Consider the following 11,617-nt stretch of genomic DNA (forward strand, 5'->3'; position numbering starts at 1 on the left):
TTTGCACAATATGCTCCACGCTGTCACCCCTAACTCAATTCATAAAGCCAGATTTAATACTTTAGTCGCTGCCGTTAAATCTCTATTGCACTGTCAGCAATGTACCTTGACTTCTATCGGCCGCAACTTGAATTCAAAAACAACTGAAAAACATGATATTAAACGTATTGATCGACTACTCAGTAACCACGCGCTTTTGCGTGAATCAACAACAGTTTATGTTCGCTTAAGCCGTTTTGTGGTCACTGAAAAGCATCCCGTCATTTTGGTTGATTGGAGTCATGCTGATACACAAACCAAATACTGTATTCTGCGTGCCAGCATTGTCAGTGAAGGTCGTTCTCTGACCCTGTATCAGGAAAGTGCATTCAGTTTTCAGTATCATTGCCCAAAAGTTCAAAAACGGTTCTTAAAGATGCTCAAACTGATTTTGCCGGGTGACTGCCGGCCCGTAATTGTGACGGATGCGGGTTTTAAAGTTCCTTGGCTCAAAGCCGTGCGAAATAATGGCTGGCATTATATTAGCCGAGTTCGAGGTACGGCACATTTGAAAACGCAGGGCAGTGCTGGTTGGCAAGGGACATAAGTTATTAAAAAGAGATAAAAAACGTGGTTATAAGGAGCCTTGGCTACTCGTTTCTTCTCTTCCAAAGAGGCACCACTTTCTCGAAAAAGAGCTCAAATTATATGGTATAAGAATGCAGATAGAAGCAGGATTTCGAGATCAAAAAAGTGTTAGGTTCGGCTTAGGCTCAGATCTGCACAGGACAAACAAACTCTATCGATTAGACATACTGTTGCTGCTTGGCACACTGGCTCATTGGTTCTCAATGATGCTGGGGGCAGTGATAGACAAAGCAGGAAAGACAGGCGCTTTTCAAGCTAACTCAACCAAAAAAAGACGAGTAGTGTCATGGGCATTTGTTGGGCTGCGATACTTCAAAAAACAGTCCATTAAACTGCGACGGCGAGATTATTTGGCAGGACTAGCCTATTTCGTACAGGTGGTAGTGCAACTCGATTGGAAAAATATGGATGTGAGTGATGTAATTGAAACTTAGTGATTATTTCTGGGGATCCCTTAGCCACCAAGCCAAATCGTCCCAACATTAGCAGACGCTTACGAAATAAAAGGTAGTTGACCAACACCAATTTCAATCGACTGTTGTTGGCCATAGTCAGTAGCATTAACAGCTGCTAACGACTTTGGTTCTTTGGAAGTTAATTCAGTATCGAGAAATGGGCTAATTACAATCTGAATAAATGGCTCGGAAGGAACATTATGATTTCGGATAATTGCGCCAAAAGCGTCTACTCGCCAATAACGATTATCGGCGGGAAACTCCCTTATTTTAGGAATATTACCCGCCATTATTTATCTAGCTCCCAGTACATGATAACGATGTAGTACAAAGTATCATTGTTTAGTTGCTAGAAGGATTATTTCACTTCTTTACCGGCAGCTTGTTGATCAGCATGATAGCTTGAACGAACAAATGGGCCTGATGCGGCATGTGTAAAGCCAATTTCATCAGCGTATTCTTTAAGCGCGTCAAACTCTGCGGGTGGCACGTAGCGTTTTACTGGTAAGTGATGTTTTGATGGCTGTAGGTATTGACCAACCGTGAGCATATCGACATTGTGCGCACGTAAATCACGTAGCACTTCTTCGATTTCGCTAATTTCTTCACCGAGACCTACCATTAGACCCGATTTAGTTTTCACTTCAGGGTGCGCTTCTTTAAAGCGACGTAGTAATTCTAATGACCATTTGTAGTCAGCACCAGGACGCGCAAGTTTGTATAAACGTGGCGCCGTTTCAAGGTTATGATTGAACACATCAGGTGGCGTTTCGATTAAAATCTCAAGTGCTCGGTCCATACGTCCACGAAAATCAGGCACTAAAATTTCGATGGTGATTTTTGGGTTATACTTACGAATTTCACGAATACAATTAGCAAAATGTTGTGCGCCACCATCACGTAAGTCATCACGGTCAACTGAGGTGATCACCACGTAGCTTAACTTCATGTCTCTGATTGTTAGTGCTAACTTTTCAGGCTCTGCGGCGTCTGGTGTTAACGGGCGACCGTGAGCCACATCACAAAATGGGCAACGACGAGTACAAATTGCACCTAAAATCATAAAGGTGGCAGTACCGTGGTTAAAACACTCCGATAAGTTAGGGCAAGATGCTTCTTCGCAGACTGAATGCAGACCGTGTTTGCGCATGGCTTGTTTAATGCCATCAATGCGCTCAGTCGATTTAGGTAAGCGAATTTTTAGCCATTCTGGCTTACGCAACATTTCGTTTTTTTCAGTAGGTAATACTTTAACTGGGATCAACGCCATTTTTTCTGCGTCGCGTAGTTTTACCCCTGGTTCCATCTTGACTGGTTTATTCATTCGTTTTCAAACCCTTCAGTATACTTAACTTTAGTTGCATTAAGTTTTTTTATCATGTGTTTTACGAGTCCAGCGCCTGCTTGTTCAAGGTTTTCTGGACCGTTTAGATCGGTTGTTTGCACCATATTCATGCCTGCATAACCACACGGGTTAATACGTAAAAATGGGCTTAAATCCATATTTACGTTTAGTGCTAGGCCATGAAAAGAACAGCCACGACGAACGCGTAGACCTAATGAAGCTATTTTGCTGTCATTAACGTAGACACCTGGCGCATCAGCTTTAGCGTAGGCATCAATGCTATACTCTTGCAATGTGTCGATAATACACTCTTCTAGCCAGGTCACCAGCTCACGTACGCCTATTTTTAAACGCCGCAGATTAAACAACACGTACATCATTTGCTGGCCAGGGCCGTGGTAAGTTACTTGACCACCTCGGTCGACCTTGATCACTTCTATATCGCCTGGTGCCAGCACATGCTCATCTTTCCCTGCTTGACCTTGGGTAAAAACAGGCTGGTGTTCAACAAGCCAAATTTCATCGGCAACGACATCATCGCGGGTGTCGGTAAATGCTTGCATTTTTTGCCATATTGGCATGTAACGCTGACGGCCTAACTGACGTACGATTAACATGTTCTCGCTCACTGCAAACTCCAATTATGGTTTAAAGCATGTGACGAACGTCATCAATCGCACTGATCACGTTGTAGATTTCTTCAATGTGTTTACCACTTGTCACGGTTGCAACGAGCGTAATTGACTCGTAGTTCCCTTTACTGCTTGGCTTAACTTTTGGTGCGTAATCGCCTGGCGCAATTACTTGTAACTTAGTTAGAACCTGATCAGTTAAATTAACGTTTGCTAAGCCCATTATTTTAAATGTAAATGGGCAAGGGTACTCTAAGTACTCATCAAAATGAGTATCTTTTACAGGTGTAGCCATGACGTTGACTCCTCATACTTATGTGCGTTTAGTACTATTTTACTAAACAATAAACCGATTAGATAACCTGTTCTCGATCTTTATAGCAATTGAATTAACCGCTTATGTAAGAGAATTGGTATTCAGGTTATTTGCGGGTTAGATATGGGGCGCATTCTACCATCTTTAAAGCAAAAAAAAACGCCTTGCTTTGCAAGGCGCTTATATTCTTTGTTTGGGTATTACATTATTTGTAAACGTAGGTAATCATAAATCTTACCAAAGAAGCTACCTTCTTCAACTTCTTCAAGTGTTACCAGAGGATACTGAGCAATTACTTCGCCTTCAAGCTGTAAAGATAAAGTACCGACGGTAGAGCCTTTTGCTAATGGTGCTTCTAAAACCTTATCAAGTTTAAAGTCGGCTTTTAAATTTTTACGTTGGCCGCGTGGAATAGTGATCGGCGTATCAACTAAAATGCCTAACGATACATTTTCTTTGTTACCCATCCAAATACGTTGCTCGGCAAAACTGTCGCCGGCTTTGTAAGGTGTGATTGTTTCAAAAAAACGAAAACCATAGTTAAGTAATTTTTTACTTTCTACTTTACGTGCACGTTCACTTGAAGTACCCATAACCACGGCAATTAAACGCATTTCGTCTTTGGTAGCTGATGTAACTAAACTATAGCCTGCTTCAGATGTGTGGCCGGTTTTTATCCCGTCAACGTTTAAGCTTTCGTCCCATAACAGTGAGTTACGGTTGTATTGCTTGATGCCGTTAAAAGTAAATGATTTTTGTGCGTAAACGGCATACTCGTCAGGCACATCACGAATAAGTGCTGCACCTAGGGTGGCCATATCCCGTGGGGTTGTGAAGTGTTCGTTAGTGTCTAAGCCATGACTGTTAATGAAGTGGCTGTTACTCATGCCTAACTTCTCAGCATGAGCATTCATTAAGTCTGCAAATGCGCTTTCGCTCCCGGCAATATGTTCTGCCATTGCTACACAAGCATCATTACCTGACTGGATAATAATACCGTGGTTTAAATCATCGACAGTGACCTGCTTACCGACTTCGATAAACATTTTTGATGATTCAGGAAAGTTTTTTGCCCACGCTTTTTCGCTTACCGTAACCATGTCTGTTGGCGCTATATTGCCCGCTTTGATTTCGGTGCCAATGACGTAGCTGGTCATCATTTTAGTTAAACTAGCAGGCGCTAGGCGAGTATCAGCTTCACCCTCGGCAATAACTTTACCAGTGGTAAAATCAACAAGAAAATAACCTTTTGCATTAACTTGGGGCGGTGCTGGGATGATTTGGGCGGTCACAGAAAAAACGGCAGCAGAGCAAACTACGCCACATACACCGCTAATAATTTTGGATTTAATAGATTTCATCATACTCATTAATGGTTAAAGTTAAAGATTCGCGTTTACCCCATTCTAAAGGTCTTACTGACTGTAAAGCAAGAACGCGTTTTTAAATTGATCCTGTTTTAGTTTTTCAAGCACTTGCTGAGCTTGTTCAGCATTTTTAATTGGTCCTAAACGCAGCCTATAAATAGCATCTTTTTCCACAATATTAGTGGGTAATTGGTATTGCTGGCGTAAGGTGTACGCTAATGCTTCAATATTTTTTAAGGTACTGCCTGCAGCGACTTGAATATAACTCAAACGCGCAGTCGAATCGGGCATTGTGATAGCCTCAAGCTTAACCTTGGCTGTACCATGATGATAGTAACCAAGTTTATACGCTGCTGCATAGGATAAATCGATTAAGCGGTCATCATGAAATGGACCACGATCATTTACACGAACAATCACAGATTTGCCATTACTGGTGTTGGTTACTTTTACAAAGCTAGGTAAGGGTAGCGTTTTATGCGCTGCAGTCATCGCAAACATATCATAGACTTCGCCATTTGAGGTGTGATAGCCATGAAATTTACGGCCATACCAAGAAGCGATACCTTCTTCACTATAACCCGTTTCATCCAGCATCGGAGTATAGTTTTTGCCGTTCACAGTGTAAGCGCGCCCAGCACTGGCACTTTTGCTAACCTCTGTGACTATGGCATCTTGCATTTCTAATTCAGTTGGCACTCTCAGTGGTGCGGAATCATGACGCATACTATAACGGTCACTGTGATTTATACCTGAAGAGCTACAGGCACTTAAAAAAACCACTAACCACAAACAGCTGAATATTTTTAAACAGTAGCGCATTATTTTAATAGCATCCTTTTATCAGTTGCGATAGACATGATAATGCCAAATCCGGCCATTAAGGTGACCATTGATGTACCGCCATAACTTATCAATGGCAATGGTACACCCACCACAGGTAGTAACCCTGATACCATGCCAATATTTACAAATACATAAACAAAAAAAGTCAGTGTGAGTGCTCCTGCCAGTAATTTACCAAAGGCATCTTGAGCATTAACTGCGATATACAAACCGCGACCAATAATAAATAAATACATGGACAATAAAACACATACACCAAACAGGCCAAATTCCTCACTAAGTACTGAGAAGATAAAATCAGTATGGCGTTCAGGTAAAAATTCTAATTGTGATTGCGTGCCTTGCAGCCACCCTTTACCTTCAATACCACCAGAGCCGATAGCTATTTTTGATTGGATAATATGATAACCAGAGCCAAGAGGATCGCTTTCTGGATTGAACAAAGTGAGTACTCGCTGCTTTTGATAGTCATGCATACCATAATGCCAAAAAGGCCACGCAGCCAAAGCAACCAAAGCGCTCAAAAAGCCGATTAATCGCCAGCTTAAACCAGACAAAAACAATACAAAGATCCCTGAACTGGCAATTAAGATGGATGTGCCTAAGTCGGGCTGTTCTTTGATCAGGAGTGTGGGGACCATAACAATAATAAAGCCAACAACTAAGTGCAGTGCTCGTGGTGGTAAATGATTACGGCCAATATACCAAGCGACCATCATAGGCACGGCTATTTTCATTAATTCAGCAGGTTGAAAACGGGTAATGCCTAAATCTAACCAGCGCTGAGCGCCTTTGGAGCTGACGCCAAATAACAGCACCCCAACTAGCATCAGTAATCCAGCACAATATAAAGGAATAACTAACCGCTTTAAGGTCGCAGGTGAGAACTGCGCTAAAATAATCATACCTAAAACAGCGCTGCCCATACGGGTAATATGACGGATCATCATTGCTGGATCTTGACCACTGGCACTATAAACAACGGTTACACTGCCTGTCATCATTAATAGTAATGCCAGTAATAGCGGCAAGTCAAGATGCATACGCATCCAGATTGAACGGCCATCATGCAAACTGGTCATGGTGTGTTACTCCTTGCAAGATTAACGGGGTTTGCAGCAAAGTAGTAATCCATTAGTTGGCGAGCAATTTGCACGCCGCCATGATTGTTTTCTAGAACAACAGAAACAACGATTCTAGGATCCTCATAAGGTGCAAAACCTACATAGATAGTGTTATCACGTTGGCGCTCTTTGAGGGATTTTGCATCGTAACGCTCACCTTGAGCGATACTGACTATTTGTGCGGTGCCAGTTTTACCTGCTGAATCGTAATTGGTTCCTTTAAATGCTTTGTGTGCAGTACCTGATGTTTTTTGAACTGTGTTATGCATAGCATCTAATGCGACTTGCCAATGGCGAGGATCTTTTAAAATAACAGGTGGCTTTTCTTCATTATTGATCTGTGTGACGTCATTGTCTTTTTTTACTACTTGCACTAAGTGTGGTGGGTGGTTAACGCCACGATTTACTAATATATTCATCGCGTTTGCGATTTGTAGGGGAGTTGCGGTCCAATAACCTTGGCCTATACCAACAGAGATAGTATCGCCACGCCACCATGACTCTTTAAAACGGCCTTCTTTCCATTCTTTGGATGGCAAAATAGCCGTGGTTTCTTCATGAATATCGATACCGGTTAAATCACCGTAGCCAAACTGTGCCATAAAATCACTTATTTTGGTGATCCCTAATCGATAAGAGGCATCATAAAAATAGGTATCACACGACTCTTCAATAGCTTTGTAAACATCAACATGACCATGGCCCCAACGCTTCCAATCACGCCACTTATGATCAACATTTGGAATTTGGAAGAAGCCCGGATCCCACATCGACGTTTGCTCGGTAACGAGACCTTCTTCAAGAGCCAGAATAGCCATGTGAGGTTTTACCGTCGATGCCGGCGCATAACGCCCTTGTGTGGTTCGATTGATTAGAGGTCGGTCAGGATTTAATAAGGCTTTATAGTTTTTACTGCTAATGCCGTGAACAAATAAATTTGGATCGTAACTAGGATTGGAATAAAGCGCTAATATGCCTCCGTCTTTGGCGTCCATGACGATCACAGCACCACGCATATCTTTAAGTGCATGTTGGGCAATTTGCTGTAAGCCAACATCAAGAGTAAGAACAAGATCATTACCCGGCTGCGGAGGAGTCATACTTAAAGTGCGAATGACGCGACCTCGATTATTAACTTCAACCCGCTGTGAGCCTACTTGGCCATGTAGTAATTGCTCATAATATTTTTCAATACCGAGTTTACCAATATCATGGGTTGCACGGTAATTAGTACCTTGCTCTTGTGCTTCGAGCTGAGCGAGTTCTTTTTTATTGAGTTTAGCAACGTACCCTAACGCATGGGTTAAGGTGTCTGCAAACGGGTAGTAGCGTGCCAAACGCGCTTCGATACTAAACCCAGGGAATTTATGTTGATTAACCGAAAAGCGAGCCACTTCTTGTTCGTTTAAACGTGCTTTTAATACTTGGCTCTTAAAGCGACGGTTGTGTTTTATATCATCAAGAAAATCGTTTTTTTGTTGCTCTGAAATATCAATAAATTGCGTTAAATTAGACAGTGCTGTATCAAGATCATCAACGTCCTCCGGAATAACCTCTAAGTTATAAACGGGTTTATTTTCAGCGAGCAACACACCATTGCGATCATAAATAAGGCCGCGGTTGGGTGCTATTGGTATAACTTTAATGCGGTTGTCATTCGAGCGGGTTTGATAATCTTGGTGATCATCAACTTGAATGGTATATAAATTAGATAGCAACACCGCGACTAAAATTGTAACAAATACGAACCCGACAAAGGCGCGACGAGCAAATAGGTTAGCTTCTGCTGAGTGGTCTCTAATTGTGGGTCTGTGTTTGCGCATGAGTAAATGTTACTCGCGGTGATACGGGTGGTTATTGTTTAAGCTCCAGCCTCTATATAGACTTTCTGCAATAATAATACGCACCAAAGGATGTGGTAGGGTTAAATTTGATAATGACCATTTTTGCTCTGAGGCCGCAATACACTCTGGCGCTAAGCCTTCAGGGCCACCAATTAGCAAACTTACATCGCGGCCATCCAGTTGCCACTTCTCCATGTTTTTTGCTAATTGGTGAGTATCAAGCGCTTTGCCTGTTACCTCAAGTGTGACAATACGATTGCCTTTAGGGATAGCGGCTAAGGTTTTTTCGCCTTCAATATGCAAAATACGTTTAATATCTGCATTTTTACCACGTTTGCCTGCGGGGATTTCAATTAACTCCAGCGCCATATCTTTTGGAAAGCGGCGTTGATATTCTGCAAAGCCCGTTTCTACCCACGCTGGCATTTTGGTGCCAACGGCAATCATCTGTATTTTCACGTGTTACATCCAAACTCGATTAAAATTAGTGAGCGGTTAGCTTGGTATTAGCTCCATAGTTTTTCGAGGTCGTAATAGCTACGTGCTTGATCTTGCATAACGTGTACGATTACATCGCCTAAATCAACCAGTGCCCACTCACCATCGCTTTGGCCTTCATAGCCAAGAGGCTCTTGACCTGCGTGACGAGCTTCTTTTGCTAAATGATCAGCAATTGACAATACATGGCGCTTAGACGTACCAGAGCACACAACCATAAAGTCGGTGATGTCTGAGCTTGCAGTTACATCAATATTAACCACATCACGTGCTTTCATATCGTCAATTTTGTCTATAGCAAAGGCGAGGAGTTGTTTCGTATCCAAGGTGTTATCTCATTAAAAAGTGAATAGCTGTTATTTTATCACGCAACAGGTTTTTATTCACCACTTAGATAAAGTTGCTGCGTTTGAATATACTGACTCACGCCAGTCGGAAGAAGTTCATTGTAATTTATGCCATTTTTAATCGCCTTGCGAATATCGCTTGAGGCAATGGCCATTTCTTCGCCGGCTAAAAAGTATAATTTTCCGCCAGCTTGCATTGTAAGCTCTGTGCTATTGTTACATTCGGCGGCTTGTTGGTATGCGAGCAACTCGCCATGGGCAGTGCTTTTTAGACCCGGGCGCTGAAATACCACAAGATGACAAAGCTGAGTAATTGTTTGCCATTCAAACCATCTCTCTAAGTTATTAAATGAATCCATGCCAATTAAAAAAAGCAATGGCGTATCAGGATTTTTTGCACGTAACTCTTGTAGGCTTAATAAAGAATATGATGGGCCACTGCGATTGAGTTCACGTAAATCAAGTTGAAAATAAGGGTAAGGAGTAATTGCTGCATTGAGCATGGCGACGCGATGCTCTGTACTAATGCCTGGTGCGGCTTTATGTGCAGGGATCGCACAAGGCATAAAATATAAAGTGGTTAAATTAAAGTGCTTTACACAGTGTTTTGCCATATTTAAATGGCCTAAGTGAACGGGGTCAAAAGTGCCACCAAAAATAGCAATCATCTAAGCTCCAAAGAATTAATCGACCGGGTGGGCAGGTAGGGGGATAGTTAAAGGCTGACAAAACACCAAGCAAATATGCGCCAATGCTTGATACGGCTTGACTAAATTACCTTGCTTGTAGCTGGCATCAAATTGCGCCAACAGTTGCGTAATCTGCTCAAGCGTTGCAATCGATAAACGATTGAGTGCTTGTTGAATCGGCCCTTGTTGGTTTTTCCATATCGCTTTTTGGTTAAATAAATTAGCTAACGATTCACCTTGCTGTAAGCCTAATTGCAGGTTAAGTAAGGTATTTGCTTCTTTATTAATGGTCCATAATATACTGACCGCTTCGGTATTATCACCCACGAGTTTATTCAATACTTTAATTGCTTGGCGGCTATTACCTTGTAATAGCGCATCACTTAAATCAAAAATATCAAACTTGGCTTGATTCAGTAGCCCTTGTAAAACCTGCTGTTGATCGATCATAGCAGTGCCATGCAATAACGACAGTTTTTCGAGCTCTTGAAAACACGCTAATAAATTACCTTCGGTAGCATCTATTAAGGTACGTTTAGCATCTGTTAGCATATTGATTTTTAAGCGCTGGCACTGCTCATCCAGCCAACGGCTTAAATGATTGCCGATCAGGGGGTAGCAGGGTACAAATACGCCTAGTTTATTTAATGACTTAAACCATGCGCTGCGCTGAATATCTTGACTGGCCTTGGCCCCTTTTACAATAAGTACAGTGTCTAGGTTGTTTAGTGCTACGAGCTGTTTAAACGTTTGGCTACCAACAATACCTGGTTTTTGAAAATTAAGATCTAGCTCAATTAAAGTGCGCGCACTAAAGAGCGACATACTTTGGTATTGAGCAATCAGTTCTTGCCAATCAAAACCGGGCATTAAGGTAAATTTAACAACCTCATCAAAACCTTGTTGTTTCGCAATCTGACGAATTTGTTGAGCACATTGCGTAACTTGAAAGGGTTCTTCACCAAAAACTAAATAAAAAGGCTGTAAGCCTTTTTTTAATTCATTGGGTAATTGATTCGCATAACAGCGCATTACAGTTGCGACAGCTCTCTAACAATACGACGACTGGCTTGCATGCGAATTTCACTCAGTAGCAACTCTAACTCTTTTGCTTTTGCTAACGCGTTATCTGGATCGTCTTGATAATTACGATACAGCTCAAAACGTTGTTCAATTGCTTCTTTGCCTGGGCGTTTGAGTAAGTAACTTACACTGTAAGCCAGCTCGTACTCAGCAACCTGACCATTTTTAAATAATGATAAGGTTTGGCGTTCTAAACGATCTTTAAATAAATACAGTTGCGCTACGTTTTTCTTTGGCGTGTCGAGTAACTCAACTGTGCTCAGCGTAAGTTCTTTTTCAAGCATGGTAAATAACGCTGACTTTTCATCATCACCGATTAAGGTTAAGGTGGCCAAGTCATCAGGCAGGCTTGAGGCTTTTTTAAGGTGAAAGCCGCAACTAGATAACAAAAAACAGACTAGCGCTAAGGCTAGTCCGTTTTTAATGGCGTGAATAGCAGCCATA

The 11,617-nt window shown here is 41.9% G+C and carries 13 protein-coding genes and 1 pseudogene; 1 reads left to right on the forward strand and 13 read right to left on the reverse strand.

All coding sequences use genetic code 11. From position 1 onward, the window contains the following. Window position 1 precedes the first annotated feature (1 nt). Window positions 2–1,061: pseudogene (locus tag HHO47_RS07670) on the forward strand (transposase). 59 nt (window positions 1,062–1,120) lie between these two features. On the opposite strand, the gene HHO47_RS07675 reads toward HHO47_RS07670, so the two are convergent. From HHO47_RS07675 to lptE, 13 genes are all read right to left on the reverse strand, one after another. Beyond that, the gene (locus HHO47_RS07675; protein ID WP_169019770.1) at window positions 1,121–1,372 is read right to left on the reverse strand and encodes a hypothetical protein; all 252 of its coding nucleotides are present in this window, start codon (window positions 1,370–1,372) and stop codon (window positions 1,121–1,123) included. 68 nt (window positions 1,373–1,440) lie between these two features. Then, complete coding sequence (gene lipA, locus HHO47_RS07680; RefSeq protein WP_169019771.1) at window positions 1,441–2,406, reverse strand: lipoyl synthase; 966 nt, start codon at window positions 2,404–2,406, stop codon at window positions 1,441–1,443. Next, window positions 2,403–3,056: a lipoyl(octanoyl) transferase LipB gene (gene lipB / locus HHO47_RS07685; protein WP_169019772.1), complete on the reverse strand. Its 654-nt coding sequence runs from the start codon at window positions 3,054–3,056 to the stop codon at window positions 2,403–2,405. Before lipB ends, lipA begins: the two co-directional genes overlap by 4 nt. A 19-nt stretch (window positions 3,057–3,075) precedes the next feature. After that, window positions 3,076–3,354 (reverse strand): DUF493 family protein YbeD, encoded by a 279-nt coding sequence (gene ybeD / locus HHO47_RS07690; protein ID WP_169019773.1) that lies wholly within the window; start codon window positions 3,352–3,354, stop codon window positions 3,076–3,078. Between the two features lie 221 nt (window positions 3,355–3,575). Next, a complete protein-coding gene (locus HHO47_RS07695) occupies window positions 3,576–4,736 on the reverse strand; it encodes a serine hydrolase (RefSeq protein ID WP_169019891.1) in 1,161 nt (386 codons plus the stop codon). A 54-nt stretch (window positions 4,737–4,790) separates the two neighbouring features. Continuing rightward, complete coding sequence (locus tag HHO47_RS07700; RefSeq protein ID WP_169019774.1) at window positions 4,791–5,564, reverse strand: septal ring lytic transglycosylase RlpA family protein; 774 nt, start codon at window positions 5,562–5,564, stop codon at window positions 4,791–4,793. Continuing rightward, complete coding sequence (gene rodA / locus HHO47_RS07705; protein ID WP_169019775.1) at window positions 5,564–6,670, reverse strand: rod shape-determining protein RodA; 1,107 nt, start codon at window positions 6,668–6,670, stop codon at window positions 5,564–5,566. The genes HHO47_RS07700 and rodA overlap by 1 nt, the downstream gene beginning before the upstream one ends. After that, complete coding sequence (gene mrdA / locus HHO47_RS07710) at window positions 6,667–8,535, reverse strand: penicillin-binding protein 2 (protein WP_169019776.1); 1,869 nt, start codon at window positions 8,533–8,535, stop codon at window positions 6,667–6,669. The genes rodA and mrdA overlap by 4 nt, the downstream gene beginning before the upstream one ends. A gap of 9 nt (window positions 8,536–8,544) precedes the next feature. Beyond that, window positions 8,545–9,015: a 23S rRNA (pseudouridine(1915)-N(3))-methyltransferase RlmH gene (gene rlmH, locus HHO47_RS07715; RefSeq protein ID WP_169019777.1), complete on the reverse strand. Its 471-nt coding sequence runs from the start codon at window positions 9,013–9,015 to the stop codon at window positions 8,545–8,547. A 47-nt stretch (window positions 9,016–9,062) separates the two neighbouring features. Then, window positions 9,063–9,380 carry a ribosome silencing factor gene (gene rsfS, locus HHO47_RS07720; protein WP_169019778.1) on the reverse strand — a complete coding sequence of 106 codons (318 nt, stop codon included), beginning with the start codon at window positions 9,378–9,380 and terminating at the stop codon, window positions 9,063–9,065. Window positions 9,381–9,433: 53 nt separating this feature from the next. After that, a complete protein-coding gene (gene nadD / locus HHO47_RS07725; protein ID WP_169019779.1) occupies window positions 9,434–10,069 on the reverse strand; it encodes a nicotinate-nucleotide adenylyltransferase in 636 nt (211 codons plus the stop codon). 15 nt (window positions 10,070–10,084) lie between these two features. Beyond that, complete coding sequence (gene holA, locus HHO47_RS07730; protein ID WP_169019780.1) at window positions 10,085–11,122, reverse strand: DNA polymerase III subunit delta; 1,038 nt, start codon at window positions 11,120–11,122, stop codon at window positions 10,085–10,087. Next, on the reverse strand, window positions 11,122–11,616 hold the full coding sequence (gene lptE, locus HHO47_RS07735) for an LPS assembly lipoprotein LptE (protein WP_169019781.1): 495 nt from the start codon (window positions 11,614–11,616) through the stop codon (window positions 11,122–11,124). The genes holA and lptE overlap by 1 nt, the downstream gene beginning before the upstream one ends. Between the last annotated feature and the right edge of the window lies 1 nt (window position 11,617).

Source organism: Pseudoalteromonas arctica, assembly GCF_012927645.1.
Lineage (GTDB): Bacteria > Pseudomonadota > Gammaproteobacteria > Enterobacterales > Alteromonadaceae > Pseudoalteromonas > Pseudoalteromonas arctica_A.

Excerpts from the sequence above, each read along its gene's own strand:
- HHO47_RS07675 (WP_169019770.1), bottom strand. The coding sequence starts at position 1,372 with ATGGCGGGTAATATTCCTAAAATAAGGGAGTTTCCCGCCGATAATCGT.
- lipA (WP_169019771.1), bottom strand. The coding sequence starts at position 2,406 with ATGAATAAACCAGTCAAGATGGAACCAGGGGTAAAACTACGCGACGCA.
- ybeD (WP_169019773.1), bottom strand. The coding sequence starts at position 3,354 with ATGGCTACACCTGTAAAAGATACTCATTTTGATGAGTACTTAGAGTAC.
- HHO47_RS07695 (WP_169019891.1), bottom strand. The coding sequence starts at position 4,736 with ATGAAATCTATTAAATCCAAAATTATTAGCGGTGTATGTGGCGTAGTT.
- HHO47_RS07700 (WP_169019774.1), bottom strand. The coding sequence starts at position 5,564 with ATGCGCTACTGTTTAAAAATATTCAGCTGTTTGTGGTTAGTGGTTTTT.
- rodA (WP_169019775.1), bottom strand. The coding sequence starts at position 6,670 with ATGACCAGTTTGCATGATGGCCGTTCAATCTGGATGCGTATGCATCTT.
- mrdA (WP_169019776.1), bottom strand. The coding sequence starts at position 8,535 with ATGCGCAAACACAGACCCACAATTAGAGACCACTCAGCAGAAGCTAAC.
- nadD (WP_169019779.1), bottom strand. The coding sequence starts at position 10,069 with ATGATTGCTATTTTTGGTGGCACTTTTGACCCCGTTCACTTAGGCCAT.
- holA (WP_169019780.1), bottom strand. The coding sequence starts at position 11,122 with ATGCGCTGTTATGCGAATCAATTACCCAATGAATTAAAAAAAGGCTTA.
- lptE (WP_169019781.1), bottom strand. The coding sequence starts at position 11,616 with ATGGCTGCTATTCACGCCATTAAAAACGGACTAGCCTTAGCGCTAGTC.